The sequence below is a fragment of the Blastococcus sp. SYSU DS0619 genome (genome assembly GCF_054051035.1).
Genome location: NZ_JBJHAM010000001.1, coordinates 404,000 through 423,834 on the forward strand (window position 1 = coordinate 404,000; position 19,835 = coordinate 423,834).

The 19,835-nt window shown below is 75.9% G+C and carries 21 protein-coding genes; 8 read left to right on the forward strand and 13 right to left on the reverse strand.

The features are described from left to right. Positions 1-2: 2 nt before the first annotated feature. Genes dnaJ through ACI79T_RS02005 form a run of 3 tightly spaced genes read left to right on the forward strand, consistent with a single transcriptional unit; the run spans position 3 to position 2,133 of the window. Complete coding sequence (dnaJ, locus tag ACI79T_RS01995; protein ID WP_456608369.1) at positions 3-1,214, forward strand: molecular chaperone DnaJ; 1,212 nt, start codon at positions 3-5, stop codon at positions 1,212-1,214. Further along, on the forward strand, positions 1,211-1,663 hold the full coding sequence (locus ACI79T_RS02000) for a heat shock protein transcriptional repressor HspR (protein ID WP_269192501.1): 453 nt from the start codon (positions 1,211-1,213) through the stop codon (positions 1,661-1,663). The genes dnaJ and ACI79T_RS02000 overlap by 4 nt, the downstream gene beginning before the upstream one ends. Beyond that, a complete protein-coding gene (locus tag ACI79T_RS02005) occupies positions 1,660-2,133 on the forward strand; it encodes a MarR family winged helix-turn-helix transcriptional regulator (RefSeq protein ID WP_456608370.1) in 474 nt (157 codons plus the stop codon). Before ACI79T_RS02000 ends, ACI79T_RS02005 begins: the two co-directional genes overlap by 4 nt. A 44-nt stretch (positions 2,134-2,177) precedes the next feature. Here the strand turns inward: ACI79T_RS02005 and ACI79T_RS02010 are convergent, their stop codons facing one another. From ACI79T_RS02010 to ACI79T_RS02070, 13 genes are all read right to left on the reverse strand, one after another. Then, positions 2,178-3,560: an MmgE/PrpD family protein gene (locus ACI79T_RS02010; RefSeq protein WP_456608371.1), complete on the reverse strand. Its 1,383-nt coding sequence runs from the start codon at positions 3,558-3,560 to the stop codon at positions 2,178-2,180. Between the two features lie 5 nt (positions 3,561-3,565). Then, on the reverse strand, positions 3,566-4,513 hold the full coding sequence (locus ACI79T_RS02015; protein ID WP_456608372.1) for an LLM class flavin-dependent oxidoreductase: 948 nt from the start codon (positions 4,511-4,513) through the stop codon (positions 3,566-3,568). Then, complete coding sequence (locus tag ACI79T_RS02020; protein ID WP_456608373.1) at positions 4,510-5,148, reverse strand: hypothetical protein; 639 nt, start codon at positions 5,146-5,148, stop codon at positions 4,510-4,512. Before ACI79T_RS02020 ends, ACI79T_RS02015 begins: the two co-directional genes overlap by 4 nt. A 53-nt stretch (positions 5,149-5,201) precedes the next feature. Next, positions 5,202-5,555, reverse strand: a complete 354-nt coding sequence (locus tag ACI79T_RS02025; RefSeq protein ID WP_456608374.1) for an EthD domain-containing protein — start codon at positions 5,553-5,555, stop codon at positions 5,202-5,204. Further along, the gene (locus tag ACI79T_RS02030) at positions 5,552-6,139 is read right to left on the reverse strand and encodes a hypothetical protein (protein ID WP_456608375.1); all 588 of its coding nucleotides are present in this window, start codon (positions 6,137-6,139) and stop codon (positions 5,552-5,554) included. The genes ACI79T_RS02025 and ACI79T_RS02030 overlap by 4 nt, the downstream gene beginning before the upstream one ends. Further along, on the reverse strand, positions 6,136-7,023 hold the full coding sequence (locus ACI79T_RS02035) for a DUF3891 family protein (RefSeq protein ID WP_456608376.1): 888 nt from the start codon (positions 7,021-7,023) through the stop codon (positions 6,136-6,138). The genes ACI79T_RS02030 and ACI79T_RS02035 overlap by 4 nt, the downstream gene beginning before the upstream one ends. Next, the gene (locus ACI79T_RS02040; protein ID WP_456608377.1) at positions 7,020-8,393 is read right to left on the reverse strand and encodes an MmgE/PrpD family protein; all 1,374 of its coding nucleotides are present in this window, start codon (positions 8,391-8,393) and stop codon (positions 7,020-7,022) included. The genes ACI79T_RS02035 and ACI79T_RS02040 overlap by 4 nt, the downstream gene beginning before the upstream one ends. Further along, on the reverse strand, positions 8,390-9,646 hold the full coding sequence (locus tag ACI79T_RS02045; RefSeq protein ID WP_456608378.1) for an MmgE/PrpD family protein: 1,257 nt from the start codon (positions 9,644-9,646) through the stop codon (positions 8,390-8,392). Before ACI79T_RS02045 ends, ACI79T_RS02040 begins: the two co-directional genes overlap by 4 nt. Before the next feature lie 107 nt (positions 9,647-9,753). Then, entirely contained in the window at positions 9,754-11,160 is a 1,407-nt protein-coding gene (locus ACI79T_RS02050) for an MmgE/PrpD family protein (protein WP_456608379.1), read from the reverse strand. After that, a complete protein-coding gene (locus ACI79T_RS02055; protein ID WP_456608380.1) occupies positions 11,157-11,987 on the reverse strand; it encodes a cyclase family protein in 831 nt (276 codons plus the stop codon). Before ACI79T_RS02055 ends, ACI79T_RS02050 begins: the two co-directional genes overlap by 4 nt. Beyond that, positions 11,984-12,850, reverse strand: a complete 867-nt coding sequence (locus ACI79T_RS02060) for an HpcH/HpaI aldolase/citrate lyase family protein (protein ID WP_456608381.1) — start codon at positions 12,848-12,850, stop codon at positions 11,984-11,986. Before ACI79T_RS02060 ends, ACI79T_RS02055 begins: the two co-directional genes overlap by 4 nt. After that, positions 12,847-14,031: a CaiB/BaiF CoA transferase family protein gene (locus tag ACI79T_RS02065; RefSeq protein ID WP_456608382.1), complete on the reverse strand. Its 1,185-nt coding sequence runs from the start codon at positions 14,029-14,031 to the stop codon at positions 12,847-12,849. Before ACI79T_RS02065 ends, ACI79T_RS02060 begins: the two co-directional genes overlap by 4 nt. Then, entirely contained in the window at positions 14,028-14,825 is a 798-nt protein-coding gene (locus ACI79T_RS02070) for an IclR family transcriptional regulator (protein WP_456608383.1), read from the reverse strand. Before ACI79T_RS02070 ends, ACI79T_RS02065 begins: the two co-directional genes overlap by 4 nt. Before the next feature lie 288 nt (positions 14,826-15,113). Between ACI79T_RS02070 and ACI79T_RS02075 the strand changes: the two genes are divergently transcribed. The 5 genes from ACI79T_RS02075 to ACI79T_RS02095 are packed head-to-tail and all read left to right on the forward strand — an operon-like array spanning position 15,114 to position 19,830. Next, positions 15,114-16,328 carry an ABC transporter substrate-binding protein gene (locus ACI79T_RS02075; RefSeq protein WP_456608384.1) on the forward strand — a complete coding sequence of 405 codons (1,215 nt, stop codon included), beginning with the start codon at positions 15,114-15,116 and terminating at the stop codon, positions 16,326-16,328. A 47-nt stretch (positions 16,329-16,375) separates the two neighbouring features. Next, positions 16,376-17,377, forward strand: a complete 1,002-nt coding sequence (locus tag ACI79T_RS02080) for a branched-chain amino acid ABC transporter permease (RefSeq protein ID WP_456608385.1) — start codon at positions 16,376-16,378, stop codon at positions 17,375-17,377. Next, entirely contained in the window at positions 17,374-18,411 is a 1,038-nt protein-coding gene (locus tag ACI79T_RS02085; RefSeq protein WP_456608386.1) for a branched-chain amino acid ABC transporter permease, read from the forward strand. The genes ACI79T_RS02080 and ACI79T_RS02085 overlap by 4 nt, the downstream gene beginning before the upstream one ends. Next, positions 18,408-19,142, forward strand: coding sequence for an ABC transporter ATP-binding protein (locus ACI79T_RS02090; RefSeq protein WP_456608387.1), 735 nt, complete (start codon positions 18,408-18,410; stop codon positions 19,140-19,142). The genes ACI79T_RS02085 and ACI79T_RS02090 overlap by 4 nt, the downstream gene beginning before the upstream one ends. After that, positions 19,129-19,830 (forward strand): ABC transporter ATP-binding protein, encoded by a 702-nt coding sequence (locus ACI79T_RS02095; protein ID WP_456608388.1) that lies wholly within the window; start codon positions 19,129-19,131, stop codon positions 19,828-19,830. The genes ACI79T_RS02090 and ACI79T_RS02095 overlap by 14 nt, the downstream gene beginning before the upstream one ends. The last annotated feature ends 5 nt before the right edge of the window (positions 19,831-19,835 follow it).

A 19,835-nucleotide genomic window follows, 5' to 3' on the forward strand; every position in this document is an offset into this window, starting at 1 on the left:
CGATGAGCACCCGTGACTTCATCGAGAAGGACTACTACGGCGCGCTCGGCGTCCCCCAGGACGCCGACGCCGCCGCGATCAAGAAGGCCTACCGCAAGCTGGCCACGGAGCTGCACCCGGACAAGAACCCGGGCAACACCGAGGCCGAGGCGCGGTTCAAGGAGGTCTCCGAGGCCTACGACGTGCTCTCCGACCCCAAGCGGCGCGGGGAGTACGACGACGCGCGGCGGCTGTTCGGCGCCGGGGGAGCCGGTGCGCGGGCCGGGTTCCCCGGCGGTTTCCCGGGGGCGGGCCCCGGCGGCCAGCCCTTCGACCTCGGCGACCTCTTCGGCGCGGCCGGGGCCGGTGCGGGCGCCCGGGGCGCCGGCGGGCTGGGCGACATCCTCGGTGGCCTCTTCGGTGGTGCCGCGGGTGGCGGGGCTCGCGCGCGCAGCCAGGCGGCGTCCGGGCCCGCGCGCGGGCAGGACGTGGAGACCGAGGCGACGCTCTCCTTCGAGGAGGCCGTCCTCGGCGTGACGGTGCCGCTCCGGATGCAGAGCCCGGGCAGCTGCCCGACCTGCGCCGGCAGCGGCGCAAAGCCCGGCACCAGCCCGCACACCTGCCCGGTCTGCCAGGGGGCCGGGGTGACCAGCCGGAGCCAGGGCGCGTTCGCCTTCTCCGAGCCGTGCCGCAACTGCCGTGGCAGCGGTCAGGTGGTCGACGACCCGTGCCCCACCTGCGCCGGCAGCGGCATCACCAGCCAGACCCGCACGATCACGGTGCGGATCCCGTCCGGCGTGAAGGACGGCCAGCGCATCCGGCTGCCCGGCAAGGGGGCACCGGGCCGGCGCGGGGGGCCCGCGGGCGACCTGTTCGTCGTCGTCCACGTCTCCGGGCACTCGCTGTTCGGCCGCAAGGGCGACGACCTGACCCTGACCGTGCCGATCACCTTCGCCGAGGCGGCGCTGGGCACCACGCTCACGGTGCCCACGCTGGACGGCACCGTGTCGCTCAAGGTGCCGGCCGGCACCGCGAGCGGCCGGACGCTCCGGGTGCGCGGCCGCGGGGCGCCGGGGAAGGGCCGGGCCGGCGACCTGCTGGTCACCGTCGAGATCGCCGTCCCCGTGCGGCTGACCCCGGCGCAGCGCAAGGCCGTGGAGAACCTGGCCGAGGAGATGGACGAGGACCCGCGCCCGGAGATCACCGCCGCGGTGCGGGCAGGAGGTGAGGCATGACCATGCCACCGGGAGGCCCCCTGGGGAGCGCCGGGCGGGCCGTCGCGGAGGACGCGCCGGTCTTCGTGATCTCCGTGGCGGCCGAGCTGGCCGGCATGCACGCCCAGACGCTGCGGCAGTACGACCGGCTCGGGCTGGTCAGCCCCGGCCGGACGCCCGGTGGCGGACGGCGGTACAGCCCGCGCGACGTCGCGCTGCTGCGCGAGGTCCAGCGGCTGAGCCAGGAGGACGGCGTCAACCTGGCCGGCATCAAGCGGATCATCGACCTCGAGTCGCAGGTGGAGGCGCTGCAGGCGCGGGTGCACGAGCTGCTCGCGGAGCTGCAGCACGCCGAGAACCGGCGGATGGCTGCGGAGGCCGCGGTCCCGGCCGCCTACCGGGCGGACCTCGTCCCGCACCGGCGGCCGAGCTCGGCCCTGGTGGTCTGGCGCCCCGGAGGTGCGCGGTGAGCCGCCCGGCGACCGACGCCCACGAGGCGTACGTCGCGCTCGAGCGCGAGATCGGGCTGCTGCTGCGGCGGTCGCGCGCCATCTCCGCCCGGCTGGCGCGCGAGCTGCACCCGGACCTGGACGGCGCGGCGTACGGGCTGCTGGCCCTGCTGCAGGACACCGGGCCGCTGCGGGCCAGCGACCTGGTCGCGCGGCTGGGGCTGGACAAGAGCACCGTCAGCCGGCAGATCTCCAGCCTGGTGGACCTGGGGCTGGTGGACCGGGCCGCCGACCCCGACGACGGCCGGGCGCAGGTGCTGACGCCGTCCGCCGAGGGCGCCGAACGGCTGGCGCGCATCCGCACGGCGCGGCGCGCCCGCTGGGAGAGCGACCTGTCCGACTGGCCCGCCGAGGACGTCGCATCGCTCGCCGTCCTGCTGGAGCGGCTCAACCGGATCGGCGAGGCGCGCGAGGCCGAGTCGAAGGAGTGACCGGGCCGGCCGGGTGCCCCACGGGGCACCCGGCCGGTCTGCCGTCAGGGGACGGCGAGACCGCCCAGCACCGTGCGCGCCACGGCGCCGAGGAGGTCGCCGTCGCCCGCTCCGGGATCGAGCAGCGCGTCCAGCGCGGCGTCCAGGAGCTCCGGAGCCACCAGGTCGCCGACGTTGCGCCGGAACTTCGCCTCGACCTCCGCGCGGGGCAGCGGGGTGGCCGGGTTGCCCCGCGCGTTGCGGGTGGTCGCCGTCCAGGTCCGGCCGTCGTGGGCCCGGATCGTCGCCTCCGCCGGGCGCTCGACGGGCAGCGCCGCGGAGAACTCCGGCGCCTCGCGCACCGTGACCCGGCGCGCCAGCGCGGCCACGTCCGGGCGGGCCAACCGCTCGGGCAGGAACGACCCGGCGTCGAGCGCGCCGTCGGTGAGCAGGGTCGCCACGCAGTACGGCAGCGAGAAGCGGGCGTGCATGTCCGACCGCACGTCGACGGAGTCCAGTGCCGCGGCGAACGCGAACGTCCGCACCTCCACGGCCGCGACCTCCGCGGGGGCGGGCCGCTGCCCGTCGGTGGCGGCGAGCACCGCGTCGAGGGCCGGCTGGATCCACCGCGCGCAGGCGTAGGGCTTCAGGTAGCTGCTCGCCAGCTGCCAGCGCCGGCCGAGCTCCCCGGCGAGCTCCTCCTCGGAGAGGTCGGTGCAGACGGCGGAGTCGAACAGCGCCCGGTAGGTCTCCACGCTGCCCCGCGCGCCGCTCTCCCGGACGCGCCGCCCGGCGAGCGCGCCGTAGTAGGTCCCCAGCCCGGTCCAGAGGTTCCGGACGGTCCCGCCGTGCACCGGGACGGCGAGCGTCGCGGCCAGGGGGAGGGCGGACCCGAGCAGGAACGCGTGCGTGAGCTCCTCGGCCGAGCCCTCGTGGAGGAGCACCTCGGCCAGGGCCGCGGCGGCCGGGCCGTGCACGCCGTGCGGGTGCATGCCCGGGCGCAGCGACGTGGCCGTCCCGCCGCGCAGCCCCACCTCCGAGGCGGCCAGGAAGATCTCCAGGGCCCGGTGGTCGCCGACGTCCCCGGCCGCCGCGGCCTGCAGCAGCACCGGCAGGGCGTGCGGGGCCGGGTGCGCCGTCGGCACCGGCGGCAGCCGGTGACCCTGGGGGTGGAAGGAGCCACCGGAGTCGGCGTCCAGCCACGTCGCCGCGGTGCCCAGCGTGACCAGGGCACCGAACGGCGGGCCGGCGTCGGGGCCGCCGTCGGCCGCGAGGGTGCGGGCCAGCGCCCGCACCGGCGGGTAGCGCAGGCCACCCAGCAGGGCCCCGAGCGTGTCCACCAGCAGCAGCCGGGCGAAGGCGACGACCTCGTCGGGGACGTCCGCCAGCCGCATCCCGGCGGCGAACTCGCCGAGGGCCCGGTAGGGCCGGTCCTCCACGCCGCTCACGCCGCTCACGCCGCCGCGCCCAGCCCGGTCCGCACCGCGGGGACCAGCTCGGCGAGGCGGTCCTGCACGCCCGCCACGGCACCGGCCAGGACGACGCCGGCGATGCCGAGGCCGGCGAGCGGGCGCAGCCGGGCGGTGATCGTGGCGGCGTCCCCGGTGAGCAGGAAGCGGTCCCGCACCCAGCGGTCCGCCGGGGTGACGGCGCCGCCGCGGGCCGCCGCCGTCCCGTGGCGGGAGTAGTCGTGCCCCTCGGCCACCCGGCGGGCGGCGGCGAGCTCGTCGGCGTCCAGCCCGTTCCACTCCGGAGCGGCGACGAGCCGCATGGCGCAGGAACCCAGGATGGGTTCGGCGGCCGCGGCCGCCGCCTCCTCGGAGTCGGTGACCGTGGCGCGCAGGAACAGCCACACGGTGGTGCCGGCGTCCGCCTCGCGGGCCCGCGCCACCGCGCGGGTGACCACGTCGGTGTCGGCGCCGGCGTCGAGCAGGACGCCGCCCAGCGCCGCCGCCGTCGCCGAGATGGTCCGGGGGCCCGAGGCCGCGCCCAGCAGCCGGCTGGTCGCGCCCGGCCCGCCCTGGGCCAGGGCCTCGCGGAACGACGCCAGCGCGGCGGTGTACTCGCGCAGCGACGGGAGGTCCAGCCCCTCGTTGCGCACCGAGCTCTCGCCGCGCCCGACGACGGTGAGCACCCGCCCCGGGTGCAGCTGCTCGAGCGTGCGCACGGCGCCGGCCAGGGTCGCCGGGTGGCGCAGCCCGAGGCTGGCCACGCACGGCCCGGCCAGCGGCGCCGCGGTCGCCGCGAGCACGCGCTGGGTCTCCACCAGGCAGTCGGGGAACAGCCGGGGGCTGTCGGCGAGGCCGATGCCGTCCGCACCGGCGGCCAGGGCGTGCCCGGCGGTGGCCACGGCGTCGCCCGCTCCCCACGGGGCGGCGGAGTTGAGCAGGACGGCGGTCACGACAGCGCCGCCAGGAGCTGGGCGGCGCGGTCACCGGAGCCGTCCGGCACGGCCGCCGGGGAGCGCGGCCCGGCGGGCACGACGAGGGCGTGGGCGGGCAGGCCGGTCACCGTCTCCAGCGTGGGCAGCAGCGCGCCGGGCATGCCGATGAGGCCGGCGCCGAGGGCCTGCGGCGCCAGCCAGCCGGCCGCGAGGCAGTGGCCCCACTCGAGCGACGCCTCCGCGAACGTGCCGCTCTCGGGGGCCTGGACCACCATGAGCCCGGCGGCGAGGTCGAGGACCGGGCCGAGGTCGGTGCTCCCCGCGGCGACGGCGGCGCAGCCCGCAGCGGCGACCACCCCGGTCGTCGGCCGGCCGGTGGGCACGGGGCCGCCGGTCCCCGGGTCCAGGCCCGTGCGCAGGGCCGCCCCGGTGGCGACGGCCCGCTCCAGCAGCTCCACCGGGGCGTCGTCCGGTGCCGCGGCCAGCGCGACCAGGGTCAGCCCGTCGGCCTCGGGTGCCCCGGCGCGGTGCAGCCGCGCGCCGTTCCACAGCAGCGCCGGGTACCAGGGCGCCCGCCGTCCGGCGCCGAGCAGCGGGAGCGCACCGGTGGCGGCGCCGATCGTGGCCGCCCAGGCGAGCAGGTCCGCCGGCACCGGCGCCGAGGCGGCGGCCGCCAGCCGGTGCAGCGCCGGCCGGACGACGCCGGTCAGCGGGTGACCTCCGTGCTCTCCGTGACCACGTAGAACTTGAAGTCGGTCCGCCCGGCGGGGCCGCGCTCGGCCGGGATCGGGTGCTCCGCGAACCACGCCAGGTAGTCGGCGTAGGCCTGCTCGTCGGCGAAGTGCATCTCGGCGATGCGGTAGAAGGTCATCCCCTCCGGCACGTCGGCGGTGCCGCCGGACGCCTGCCGCACCGGGCGCAGCACCTTGTTGAAGACGATCCGGTCCAGGTGCGGGTTCGCCAGCAGGTCGGGCGCGTGCACGTCGAACAGCCAGGCCTCGTACTCCTCCGTGCTGACGCCGGGCTGGATCTCGTAGCCGAGGATGGTCGTGATGCTCATGTCGCTCCCTGGTTCGGGCGGACGGCGTCCGCCGGGCTGGGTGGGGGATCGGACTGGGTCCAGTCGAAGGCCTGGGCGCCCTCGCCGAACCCCTCGAGGCGGATGCGGTGCGGGGTCACGTGCACGCCCACCAGGTCCTCGACCACCTGCTCTGGGGTGCGCAGCGGTGCCCGGGTGAAGCCCTGGGCCCGCTGCCGCCCGACGTGCCGGGTGTAGAGGTCGACGGTCGCGGCGTCGTCCAGGAAGGCCGCGGTCCCCCGGACGTAGACGGCGCGCGGCGGCAGCCGGCCGATGTCGAACACGTGCGGGCGGTCGTTCGTCGCGCCCGCGGCGGGGTCGCCCACCCAGGTGACCAGCAGCCGGGGGTCGCGCCGCAGCTGGGCCAGCCGGGCATGGGTGCGCCGCTGCACCAGGTCGACCGACCAGTCGGGGTTGAGGAACGCCGTCATCGACCGGCCGACCGGGAAGCCGTGCCGGTCGATCGTCGTCAGCTGGGCGAAGCCCGCCTCCTCGAGGACGAAGGCGAGCGCGGCGTGCCGCGCCGCCGCGAGCTGCGCGTCGCCGGGGGACGCCGGGCCGCTCATGGCCGGGTCCCGTCGGGCGGGACCAGCCGCCAGGGAGTGGACGTCCGGCGGGTCTTCCGCAGGCGGGTGACCAGCTCCTCGTGGCTCCAGCCGCGGTCCGGGACGAGCACGTGCTCGACCGCGACCTCCACCGGCGCGCGGAAGGGGAACGGGTCCAGCGTGACCGTGTTCCGCGCGCGCACCGAGGCGGTGAGGGTGATCCGGTCCCCTCCGGGCCGCAGGGCGACCGCGGGCAGGAGGACGTCCTCCGGTCCGTGCTCGAGGCTGCGCAGCTGGGGACCCCAGGGCTGCGGCGGGACCGCGCCGGTACCCGGCTCGTCGGGCGGGGTCACCGCCAGGTAGAGCGAGAGCAGGTCCCAGAGCTGGAGCAGCTCGTAGTTGTGCCACAGCTGGGTCTCGAAGACGCTGCGCGGCTCGTCCTCGGTCCAGGCCTGCCGCTTGGCGCCGATCCAGCGCTGCTCCTCGGCGGCCACCACCTCGTCCTGCAGCTGCCGGTCCTCCGGCGAGCGGCCGAGGCGGGCCGCCGCGCCGGGCGCGGACCACCGGCCCCGGTAGAGCCCGGTCCAGTGCATGCCGACCAGGACGCCGGAGTAGACGTCGGCCAGCGACACCTGCTCCACGCCCTGGCGGTACAGCCGGATGTGCTCGCCGGCGTCGATCTCCAGGAAGTGCAGCGGGCGGCGCTCGAGCTCGTGGAACAGGACCCGGGCGTCCCAGGCCCGCCAGCCCTCGTCGTGCCGCGCGGCGGCGGTGCGGACGGAGTGCAGCGGGGTCGGCGCCGCGAAGGCCGCGTTGCCCCAGGCGTCGGCGAGCTGACCGGCCACGCGGCCGTGCTCCACCTGCTCGACGAGCTGCAGCGCGCCGCCGCGGCGTGTGACGATCACCGGGCACCCCCGGTGGCGCGCCGCAGGGCCGCGCCCAGCTCGCGCGGCGTCCCGCCGTCGGCGAGGGCGTGCACGGCGGCGACCAGGTCCGGGCCCGCGGCGCCGAATCGGGCGGTGAGCAGCCGGCCGGCCTTGGCGGCCAGCTCGGAGCGGGAGAAGGCGCGGTCGGCGTCACCGCGCGGCCGGCCCGCCTCCGCGTGGTGCTCGCTGCCGTCGGCCAGCTCGACGCGCACCCGCGCCGGCCGGCCGGCGGGGTAGCCGTCGTCCAGCGCCGGGTCGTGGACGACGCGGACGCGGCCGGCCAGCTCGCGCACCTCGGGAGCGCGCACCGTCGCCGTGTCCAGGGTGGTCTCGTCCAGCCGGCCGGTCAGCAGCGCGACGGCCACCGACGTCGGCACGCTGAACCGGGCGGCGAGCTCGCCGTCGGCGACGGCGGCGAAGGCGGCCGCCCCGGCGGCGGCGCGCACCTCCACGGCGCGCACCTCCGTGCCGCGGACCCCGCGGGCGACCAGGTCCGCGACGGCGTCGTTGACGCCGTGCAGGTGGGCGCAGGTGGGATGGGCCTTCACGTAGCCGGCGAGGACCTCGTGCTCGACCCAGGGCCCGCCGGCGCCCGCGGCCAGCGGTGCCGGGTCCCATGCCCGGGCCGCGACCGCGCCGAGGTGACGGTCCAGCGACCCCTCGGCGGGCGCGAGCCCGGCGACGGCCGCGGACCCCAGCGACATCCCGAGCTGGACCGACGCTCCCAGGAACGCGTGCGAGCCGGTCGTCCCGGCGAAGACGGTGCGCGCGTCGGTGAGCAGCACCGCCGCGGCGGAGAGCTCCAGGGCCCGGCGGGCGGCCGCGGCGTCACCGGGGGCGAGCAGCCGGGCGACGGCGGCGGAGACGGCGACCTGCCCCCAGGTCCCGATGTCGTGGACGCCGTCGGGCGTGCCGCCCATCGCCCGGCCCACGCGGGTGCCCGCCTCGTAGCCGGCGAGCACCGCGGCGAGCGCCTCCTCCCCGGAGGAGTCGCGCTCCTCCGCGAGCGCGAGCACGGCGGGGACGACGTGCGAGGCGGGGTGGCCGCGGGCCGGCCGGTGCCCGTCCTGGAGCTGGTCGGCGGCGACGGCGCAGCCGTTGAGGAAGGCCGCGGTCGGCGCCGGCCACCCGCGCGCCGAACCGACGACGGTGGCCGCCCCCTCGGGTGCGCCGGCGGCGGAGGCGGCGACGAGGCGCTCGAGCTCCGCCCGGCCGGAGCCGAGGGCGGTGACGGCCACGCAGTCGGCGACCAGGTCCACCACCCGGTCGCGGACGGCCGCGGGGGACTCCGCCCACGACGTCGTCGCCACGGCGGACGCCAGCGCGCCGACCGCCGCCTGCCCGGTCACCGCCGGCCCCCGACGGCGGCGGCGAGGCCGCGCACCGAGGCGGCGTCCGGCAGCCCGGTGCACCAGGCGAGGACGGCGTCGGCGGAGTCGTCGTCCAGCGCGCGGGTCAGCAGGGACCGGTGCTTGGCCGCGATCTCGGCCGCCGGGTAGGGCCGCTCGTGCCCGCCCGGCGGGTGGTCCTCGGTGGCGGTCAGGGTGCGGCCGTCCCGCAGCCGCAGCGTGACGCGGGCTCCCCGGACCGCGGGTGCGGCGGCGGTCATGGCCGGGTCCTCGGCGACGGTGACGCGGGCCATCAGGGCGCGCAGCGCCGGGTCGGCGGCGGCCTCGTCGGTGTAGGCCTCCGTCCCGTTGTCGCGGCGCACGAGGCGCGCGGCGACGGAGTAGGGGATGGAGTGCTTGCCCGCGAAGCCGGTGGGCGCGTCGCGTCCGTCCAGGCGGGTCGCGGGGTCGTAGGTCGCCACCTCGACGTGGTCCACCTCGTCGGCGCGGACGGCGTGCTCGGCCATCAGCCGCTCGGTGGCCTCGATCGGCGCGTGGTTCCACCGGCTGCAGGCGTGCAGCTTCAGGTAGCCGGTGGTCAGGTACCGGAGCCCACCCAGGTCCTCGACCAGGTACCGGTCGTCGTAGGCGGTGCCCAGGATCTCGCCGAACACGGTCTCCGGCGCGCGGGGGTCACCGGTGGTCCCGGTGGCGGCCAGCTCCACGGCGAGGACGCCGTTCGACGCGCAGACCCCGGTCAGCGCGTTCCGGACGGTCGCCCCGGTGTTGGCGGCGCGCTGCGTCGACGCCGGCGTGAGCGCGGTGGCGATCAGCACCGCCTGCGTCGCGGTCGCGACGTCGCAGCCGCGCAGCCGGGCCACGCCCACGGCCGCGCCGCAGGCCATGGCCGTCCCGAACGGGTGGACCGCCCGGCGCAGGCGCAGGCTCCGGGCGAAGCGGACGGCGACCTCGTAGGCGGCGGCCGCCGCGGCCAGCAGCTCCCGACCCGACGCGTCGACGTCCTCCGCCGTGGCGAGCACCGCGGGCAGCGTGTGCGCGCTCGGGTGGTTCGCCGCGTGGGCGTGGCCCTCGTCGAGCTCCAGCCGGACGGCGCCCAGTCCGTTGACCAGGGCCGCCGTGGCCGGGCTGGTGCCCGCCCCGGAGGCGAGCACGGTGGCCGGGCCGCGACCGCCGAGGCGCGGGGCCGCCAGGGCCGCCTGCCGGACCTCCGGCTCGACCGAGGCGCCGATGACCGCCGCGAGCGTGTCGGTCACGACGGTTCCGAGGTGCCCGGTGTCCTCGCGCCGGAGCACCGCCGGGCCGAGCGCCCATTCCACGAGGCGCTCGACACGCCTCGCGGACGGGCCCGGCCCGGCGGTGGTCATCCCCGGACCCCCGACATGAGGGTCCGGACGTCGGCCGCGTCCGGGAGGGCCAGGGCGGCGTCGGCGACCGTGCGGGCGGTGTCGTCGTCGAGCACCCGGATGGCGTTGAGCCGGAACTTCTCGGCGAGCTCGGCCGAGGACAGCGGGTTCGCCGGGCCGCCCCGGTTGGCGTCCACCCGCACCTCGTGCCGGGTGCCGTCGCGGGTCTCCACGCGCAGCACCGCGGGGAACTGGTGCGGGAAGATCTCGTCGCAGCGGGCGTCGGGCACGCACCGCACCAGGGCGGCCAGCCGCAGCCGGTCGGCGTCCTTCGCGGCCTCGTCGGTGAAGTCCTCGTGGAACAGGCCCAGGCCGCCGCCACCGGTGAGCGCCGCGGCGACGGTGTACGGGCCGCTGAACGCGGCGTGGTAGCCCGAGCGCGGCCGGGCCTTCTCCTCGGCGGGCTCGCCGATCGTGCGCAACACGGCGGTCGGGGCACCCAGCTCGATGGCCGTGACGTCCTCGGGGCGCACACCGCGGGAACGCAGCTCCAGCGCGGCGTCCACGCCGGCGTGGGTGAAGTGGTTGCACGGGTAGGGCTTGAAGAAGATGCCGGGCAGCTCCCAGTGCTCGCCCAGCCGGTCGACGACGGCGTCGACGTCGGCCCGCTCCCCGCAGAACGCGTGCAGGAAGCCGAACCGGCCCTCGATGACGGTGGGCGGGCCGGTGAGGCCGTGGCGCGCCAGGTCGGCGGCGACCACGCCGGCGTGCGCGGCCCAGCCGCAGTGCACCCGCTTGACGGTGCCACCCGTGCGGTTGGCCTCGATCAGCCCGGAGCCCATCGAGGCGGCGATCCCGGCGGCGTGCGCGATCTGCTCCGCGTCCAGCCCGCCGACCGTGGCGGCCGCGACGGCGGCGCCGATGGCGCCGCAGATGGAGGTGGCGTGCTGGCCGCGCTCGAAGAACTCGGAGTTGCCGAGCTCGGCGTCGTAGCCGCCCATGCCCAGCCGGACGGCGACCTCGATGCCGACGCCGGCGGCATCGAGCAGCGCCGGCCCGCTGGCGCCGGTGGCCTCCGCCACCGCGAGGGCGGCGGCCACCACCGAGGAGGAGGGGTGCAGCACCGACGGCAGGTGCGTGTCGTCGAAGTCGAGCGAGTGCGCAAGGGTGCCGTTGACCAGCGCGGCGGCCGCGGCCGGGACGCGCAGCCCGGTGCCGATCGCGGTCGCGTCCTCGGGGCCGCCCCAGCCCCGGACGACGGCGGTGACCGCGGACGCCGAGACCTCGCCGGTCGCCGCCAGGCTGTTGCCCAGCAGGTCCAGCACCCGGCGGGCGACGTCGTCGCGCATGCCTTCGGGCAGCCCGTTCTCGCGGGTGTCGGCGGCCAGCCGGGCCAGCCGCTGGACGATCGTCGGGGCGGTCACGCCTGCACCGCCGCCACGGGGCGCACCGGGGAGCCCGTACCGCCCACGATGCGCAGCGGCGCCATCATGAAGACGAACTCGGTGAGCCCCTGCTCGGCGGCGGCCTCGAGGTCGAGGTGCTCGATGATGTAGATCCCCGACTCCACCAGCAGGATCCGGTGCACCGGCAGGATGCTGTGCCCGGCACCGGGCTTGATCTGCTCGAACGCCGTGGTGTCCGCGCCCGTCGCCTGCACCCCGGCCGCCGCCAGCCACTCGCCGGCGTCGGTGGTGGCGCCCGGCACGCCGTCGGCCTGCCCGAGGTACACCGCGGGCTCCCCGAAGTTGCGGGCCCAGCCGGTGCGGATCAGGGCGACGTCGCCCTTCCCGGGGCGGGCCCCGGCGCGCGCGGCGGCCTGCTCCAGGTCGTCGGCGGTGACCCCGTAGCCGGCGGGGAGGGTGTCGACGCCGTGGACCGCCGCGACGTCGAGCAGCACGCCGCGGGTCAGCATCGCCGGCGTGTGCTCGGCGCCGTGCTCGGCGAAGCGGCCGCCGGTCTGCGCCGCCGCGGCGTCCACGCCACCGTGCAGCCGGCCGTCGTGGCTGACGTGGGAGAGCGCGTCCACGTGGGTGCCGACGTGCCCCCCGGTCACGATGATCTCGTTGGCGGCCGAGCCGCCGTCCGGCCGCACCATGTCGCCGTGCCGGCGGATGAGGGTCATCCGGAAGCCCGGGTGGTTGGGCGAGCAGGGCATGCCGGTGAAGAACGGCTGGCCGAGCTCGACGAGGCGGACGCCGCTGCGGACGGCGCCGAGCAGCGCGTCCGTGGCCGGGGCGGTGGTGGTCATCTTGCTTCTCCTGACGAGGGGGCGGGGGAGGGGGAGGACGGGGCGCGGTCCAGGACGGTCCGGGCCCGGGCCACGACGGCGGGGTCGACGAACCGGCCGTCGGCGTCGAGCACCGCCGACTCGCCGCGGGCGGCCGCCTCCGCGGCGGTGGCGACGACGCGCTCCGCGGCGGCCAGCTCCTCCGGCGAGGGCGTGTAGACCTCGTGCACCGGCCCGAGCTGCCGCGGGTGGACCACCGACCGGCCGTAGAAGCCGGTGGCGCGGCCGGTGAGGCTGCTCGCCCGCAGGCCGTCGAGGTCGGCGACGTCGGTCCAGACGCTCTGCACCGGCGAGGGCAGCCCGGCGGCCCGTGCCGCGACGACGACCGCGCCGCGCGCCCAGCGCAGCCCCTCGTCGCGGTCGACGAGCAGGTCGGCGGCGAGGTCGGCCTCGCCCAGGCCGATGCCGGCGACGAGCTCGTGCGCGCCGGCCAGCTCGTGCGCCCGCCAGAGCCCGCGCGCGCTCTCGAGGAGCAGCTGCATCGGGACGCCGGTGCGGTCGCCGACCGAGCGGACCGCGTCGGGGTCGTCCGCCCGCGGCACGCGGATGCCGTCGACCCGGCGCCCGCTCAGCGCGGCGACGTCGCGCTCGCCGGCCTCGGTGCCGGGCGGGTTGATCCGCACCCACAGCCGGGGTCCGCCGCCGTCCGCCCGGTGCTCGTCGAGCAGGGCGAGGGTGAGTTCCCGGGCCCGGTCCTTCTGCGCCGCGGGGACGGCGTCCTCGAGGTCGACGACCACGGCGTCGGCGCCGGCCGTCAGCGCCTTGGCCACCCGGTCGTCGCGGTGGCCGGGGACGTAGAGCCAGGACCGGGGGGCGGTGCTCACAGCGCGCCCTTGCTCCGCAGCGCCGCGATCTCCTCCGCGCCGATGCCGAGCTCGCCGAGCACCTCCTCGGTGTGCTGACCGATGCTCGGTCCGGCGCTGACCACGGCGCCGGGGGTCTCGGACAGCCGGAAGATCACGTTCTGCATGAGCACCGAGCCGAGTTCGGGATCGGGGACCCGGACGAGGCTGCCCAGGGCCTGGAACTGCGGGTCGGCCAGCACGTCACGGACGTCGTAGATCGGCGCGACCGCCGCCTGGGCCTCCTCGAAGGCGCGCACCACCTCGTCGCGGTCCCGGGCGGCGATCCAGGACCCGACGGCGTCGTCGAGCTCGTCGGCGTGCTCCGCCCGGTCGGCGCCCGAGGCGAACCAGGGCTCGTCGATGAACTCGGGGCGGCCGACCAGGTGCATCACCCGCTCGGCGATGCTCTGGGCGCTGGTCGAGATGGCCACCCAGCGGCCGTCGCTGGTGCGGTAGGTGTTGCGCGGCGCGTTGTTGGCCGAGCGGTTGCCCGTCCGGGGCTGCACCTGCCCGAGCGCGTCGTAGACCGTGGGCTGGGGGCCGAGCAGGGTCAGGATCGGCTCGATGATGGCCAGGTCGACGACCTGGCCACGGCCGGTGGACTCGCGGGCCCGCAGCGCCGTCATGGTCGCGAACGCGGCGGCCAGCGCGGAGATGCCGTCGGCGAGGCCGAACGGGGGGAGGGTCGGGGGACCGTCGGGCTCGCCGGTGATGGCGGCGAACCCGCTCATCGCCTCGGCCAGCGTGCCGAAGCCCGGCCGCCCGGAGTAGGGGCCGAACTGGCCGAACCCGGTGACCCGGACCAGGACCAGCCCCGGGTTGGTCCGGCTCAGCTCGTCGTAGCCCAGGCCCCAGCGCTCGAGCGTCCCCGGCCGGAAGTTCTCGATGACGACGTCGGCGGTGGCGACGAGCTTCCGGAAGACCTCCTGGCCCTCGGGCGAGCCCAGGTAGAGGGTGATGCCGCGCTTGTTGCGCCCGACGACCTTGCCCCAGAGGCCCACGCCGTCCTTGCTGGCGCCGTGGTAGCGGACCGGGTCACCCTTGGGGTGCTCGATCTTGATCACCTCGGCGCCGAAGTCGCCGAGCATGGTGGCGGCCAGCGGGCCGGCGAAGAGCGTCGAGACGTCGAGGACCCGGAGCCCGTCGAGTGCGGAGGTCATGCGGAGACCTGTCCTTTCGTGGCAGGGAGACCGCCGCGCCACCCCATGTCGCGGGAGATGCGGTCGGCGGCGGAGATCAGGAACGGGACGAACCGGTCCCGTGCGGTGGCGTCGACGCGGGCGGCGGGGCCGCAGACGGAGATGGCGCCCTGGACCGATCCGTCGAGCCCGAAGATCGGGGCGGCCACCGAGCCGGCGCCCGCCTGGCGCTCGCCGTCGGAGCAGGCGTAGCCGCTCTGCCGGATCTCCTCGATCCGGCGGCGCAGGTCGCCGGCGTCGGCGATGGTGCGGTCGGTCAGCAGCTCCAGGGGGCCGCCGAGCACCGCGTCGATCTCGTCGTCGGGCAGGAAGGCGAGGATGCAGGTGCTGGAGCTGCCGGCGTGCAGCGGGAACCGGCGGCCGATCTCGACGGTCATCTTGATCTCCTGCCGGCTCTCCACCTGGTCCAGGTAGACGCGGCCGCCCGGCACACGGGCGGAGACCGTGGTCGTCTCCCCGGTCACCTCCTGCAGCCCGCGCAGGACGGGGAGGGCCACCCGCCGGAGGTCCAGGCCGCGGAGGGCGCGGGCGCCGAGAGCTGCGGCGGCCGGCCCCAGCCGGTACTCCCGGGTGCCCGTGTCGGCGGTCAGGAGCCCCCGCTGCACGAGCGTCTGCAGGATCCGGTGGACGACCGCCTTGGACAGGTCCAGCTCCCGGGCGATCGCGGAGACACCCAGCGACCGCGGCCCGTCGAGGAACGCCAGGAGGACGTCGGCGACCCGGCCGGCGCCCTCCGTTCCCCCGTTGTCCGCCACTGTGCCGCCTTCCCGCCCGTGCGGCGCTGAGCACCGCGTTCCCGACCAGCTCTACCTATTCGTGACCTACGTTCCTGTGGGCGGAACGCTAGACCGGCTCGCAGCTGTGCCGCAACCGGCCCGGTGTCAGCGAAACTTAACCGCAACACGGGAAATGTGTCGAGACCTTGCGCACATCGGAACGCCGGTGCCAGAGTGGCGAGCTACCAGGTCGTTCCGTGCAGAGGAACGCCTCGAAGGTCGGGAGACGAGATGCGGAAGCCCTGGATCGCTGCGGTCGCAGTCGCAATGCCGTTGACGCTCGCTGCCTGCGGTGGCTCCGCCCCGCCCGGCACCGAAGGCACCGGCGGCGAGGGTGGCGGCTCCGGCGACACCATCTCCATCGGATCGCTGCACCCGCTCAGCGGGGCCTTCGCCGCCGACGGCCAGCAGATGGACAACGGTGCCCAGCTCGCCGTCGACGCGGTCAACGAGGCGGGCGGGATCGACTGCCTGGACGGCGCCCAGCTCGAGCTGGCCAGCGGCGACACCCAGGGCGCGCCCGAGGTCGGGCAGAGCGAGGCGCAGCGGCTGATCCAGGAGGGCGCCGTCGCCCTGGTCGGCACCTACAACAGCGCGGTCAGCCAGAACGTGGCCGCGGTGGCCGAGCGCAACCAGGTGCCCTTCGTGATCGACGTCTCCAGCGCCGACGAGATCCTCCAGCAGGGCTACCAGTACACGTTCCGGCTGCAGCCCAGCGCCGCGGTGCTGGCCCAGCGGGGCGCCGAGTACCTCGCCGAGGTCTCCGAGCAGGCCGGCTCCCCGGCCCAGACGGTCGCGGTCCTGCACGAGCAGGGCCCCTTCGGCACCGCGATCGCCGAGGGCTTCACCGCGGAGGCCGAGAGCCAGGGCATGACGATCGGCCCGGTCATCAGCTACGACCCGGCCAGCGTCTCGGACTTCACCACGCAGATCACCTCGGTCCGCGAGGCCGGCGCCGACGTGCTGATGGTCGCGGGCTACTACCGCGACGGCGTGCTCGTGGCGAACGCCGTGGACACCGTGCAGCCCGGGCTCGACGCGGTCTGGGGCGTGGCCAACGGGGCGTTCGACACCCCGCAGTTCCCCGGCGAGGTCGGCGATGCCGGTGAGGGCTACTTCGACGCCAACTACCGGCTGGACATGACCAACCCCGACACGCAGGAGCTCGCCGAGCTCTACCGCGAGACCCACGGGGACGACATCCGGACCGCGGCGGTGCTCTCCTACGACGCCGTCCGGGTCATCGCCGACGCGCTCGGCCGGGCCTGCTCGACCGACCCGACCGAGCTGCGCGACGCCATCACCGAGACCGAGCTGGACAGCCTCATCGCCCAGGACGGCCCGATCGCGTTCGACGAGACCGGTGAGAACGAGAACGCCGCGCCGATCCTCATGCAGGTCCTCGACGGCGCCGTCCAGCAGGTCTTCCCCTCCGAGTACGCCGAGACCGAGCCCGTCTACCCGGCGTCGCCGAACTCGTGACCGGCGGAACGACGGCGCACGGTGCCCCCACCTCGGGTGGGGGCACCGTGACGGCCGAGGACTCGGCGGAGCCGACCACGCTGACCACCCCCACGGCGGGGCGGCGGCGGGTGGTCCTGGTCCGGGTGGCCACGGCGGTGGCGATCGCCGTCGTGGCCCTGGGCCTGGCCTACTGGCGGACCGGCAACGAGGTGGTGGTCACCCAGGCGGTGCTCACCGGCCTGATGATCGGCGGGGTCTACGGCCTGGTCGCCATGGGGCTGACCCTCATCTTCGGTGTGCTCGACATCGTCAACTTCGCGCACGGCGCGTTCCTGGCGGTCGCCCTCTACATCACCGTGGAGATGGTGGGCCGGTTCGGGGCGCACCCGTACCTCGCCCTGCTGGTCAGCGTGCCGCTGATGTTCCTGCTCGGGGCGGCGGTGCAGCGGTTCATCCTCTCCGGCGCGATGGGCAAGCCGCTGGAGAACCAGCTGCTGATCACCCTCGGCCTCGCGCTGCTGATCGACAACGGGCTGCTGCTCTTCTACGGCCCCAACCCGCAGTCGGTGCGGCTGCCCGGCGACACCGGCGTGCAGATCTTCGGCGCGGTCGTCACCGTCGGCCGGTTGCTGGCCTTCGCCGTCGCCCTGGTCCTGGCCGCGCTGCTGTACCTGCTCCTGCAGCGCACCCGGCTCGGCACGGCGATCCGCGCCGTGGCGGCGAACGACGCCGGCGCGCAGATGGTCGGCATCGACACCCGGCGCATCTACATGGCCACCTTCGCCATCGGGACCGCCTGCGCCGGCGCGGCCGGCGTCCTGGTCGCCCCGCTGGTGACCATCGAGCCGACCACCGGCGAGCTGTTCAACATCATCGCCTTCGTGGTCGTCGTGCTCGGCGGCATGGGCAACGTGGTGGGCGCGCTCGTGGGCGGCCTGCTCATCGGCCTGACCGAGCAGCTCGGCGCGCTCTACCTGCCGGGCCAGAGCCCGCTGCTGTCGGTGTTCATCGTCTTCGTCCTGGTGCTGTTCCTGCGCCCCCAGGGCCTGTTCGGGAGGGCAGCATGAGCACCGCGGTGCAGAGCTCCGAGGAGCCGCAGACCCTGCCGCGCCCACCGTGGGGACGGCACCTGGCGGCCGTCGCCGTGCTGGCGCTGCTGCTGGCCTTCCTGCCGCTGGTCCTGGCGCCGGCGCAGCAGTCCGTGGCCGTGCGGGTGCTGATCTTCGCCATCCTGGCGCTCGGCTGGAACATCATGAGCGGGTTCGGCGGCATGTTCAGCTTCGGCCACGCCGCCTACTTCGGCATCGGCGCCTACGTCAGCGTGTGGCTGCTGGTCGAGCGGGGGGTCTCCCCGTGGATCGGCATGCTCGCCGGCATGCTGGCCGCCGCCCTGTTCGCCGCGCTGATCGGCTTCCTGGCCCTGCGCTACCGGCTCAAGGGCGCCTACTTCGCGCTGTCGACGTTCGCCTTCGCGGAGATGCTCCGGCTGCTGGCGACCAACAGCGACCTGGTCAACCGTGCCGTCGGCTACAACGTCCCGCTGCGGTCGGAGTCGTCCTGGGCGTTCATCCAGTTCGAGCCCGGCGCGGCGGAGTACTTCTGGATCGCCCTGGCGCTGACCGTCGCCGCGCTGGTCGTCACCATCGTGTTCCTGCGGTCCCGGCTGGGCCGGTTCACCGTGGCCGTGCGGGACGACGAGGACGCCGCCGCGGCCCTGGGCATCCCGGTGATGCGCACCAAGCTGCTCACGATCATGCTCTCGGCGGCGATCACGTCCGTGGCCGGCACGTTCTACGTCCAGTACTACTTCTTCGTCGACCCCGACGTCGCCTTCGGGTCGAGCGTCTCGATCCAGGCGATCCTGCCCGCGGTCATCGGCGGCGTCGCGACGATCTGGGGCCCGGTCATCGGTGCGGCCATCCTCGGTCCGCTCAACGACCTCACGGCCACGCTGCTGCGCGACCCGCCGCCCGGGCTGGAGTTCCTCCAGGGGCGCGCCGGGCTGGACGTCATGGTCTACGCGGTGCTGCTGATCCTCATCGTCCTGCTGCTGCCACAAGGCGTGTACGGGGCCATCCGCGAGAGGTGGGAACGGCGATGACCCTGTTGCAGGTCGACAACGTCAGCAAGACCTTCCGCGGCCTGCGGGCCGTCGACGACGTCTCCTTCGTCGTGGAGGAGGGCAGCATCCTCGGCATCATCGGGCCCAACGGCGCCGGGAAGACCACGCTGTTCAACTGCATCGCCGGAGCGGTCGCCCCGGACACCGGCACCGTCCGGCTGTCCGGCACCGATCTCACCGGGGCGGCGCCGCACAAGGTGTCCCAGGCCGGCATGGCGCGGACCTTCCAGCTGATGAAGCCCTTCGGCAGCATGAGCGTGCTGGAGAACGTCGCGGTGGCGGCGATGGCGCACGGGACCTCGCGGCGCGCGGCCACCGGCGCGGCGGCCGACGTCGTGGAGCGGGTCGGGCTGTCCCGGTGGCGCGACGCGCGCAGCGACGGGCTGCCCACCGCCGGTCTCAAGCGGCTGGAGCTGGCCCGCGCGCTGGCCTCCCGGCCGAAGGTGCTGCTGCTCGACGAGGTCCTCGCCGGGCTGCTCCCCGCCGAGCGGCTGCCGGTCATGGAGCTGCTGGAGACCCTGCGCTCCCAGGACGGCGTCACGCTGGTCTTCGTCGAGCACATCATGGCCGCGGTCATGCGGCTGTCGGACTCGGTGCTCGTCCTGGAGCAGGGGCGCGTGCTCACCGCCGGCTCGCCCGCGGAGGTCACCCGTGACCCCCGGGTGATCGAGGCCTATCTCGGAGAGGAACCGACCGATGCTGGCTCTTGACGGTCTCTGCGCCGGGTACTCCGGCCTGCAGATCCTGCACGAGCTCGACCTCCGGGTGGAGGCCGGCGAGATCGTGGCGCTGGTCGGCGCCAACGGCGCGGGCAAGACGACGGCGCTGCGGGCGATCTCCGGCGTGGTGCCGTCGAGCTCGGGCTCGATCAGCTTCGACGGTCAGCGGGCCGACGGCGTGCGCACCGCCGAGCTGGTCCGCCGCGGGCTGGTGCAGGTGCCCGAGGAGCGCGCCCTGTTCGGACCGCTCACCGTGGAGGAGAACCTCCGCATGGGCGGCTGGACGCAGAAGGGGCCGGACGTCGCGACGACCCTCCGCGAGGTGTTCGAGCTGTTCCCCATCCTCGAGGAGCGCCGGCGGCAGGCGGCGGAGACGCTCAGCGGTGGTCAGCAGCAGATGCTGGCCATCGGCCGGGCGCTCATGGCCCGCCCCAAGCTGCTCATGCTGGACGAGCCCTCGACCGGCCTCTCGCCCAAGCTGACCTGGTCGGTGCTCGACGCGGTGCGGACCATCCGCGACCGCGGCGTCGCCGTCCTGCTGGTCGAGCAGAACGCCGCGCAGGCGCTGCGGATGGCCGACCGGGCCTACGTCCTGGAGAGCGGTAGCTGCGTGCTCTCCGGCCCCGGACCGGAGCTCGCCGAGGACGACCGGGTGCGCAGCGCGTACCTCGGCCTGTGACGGCA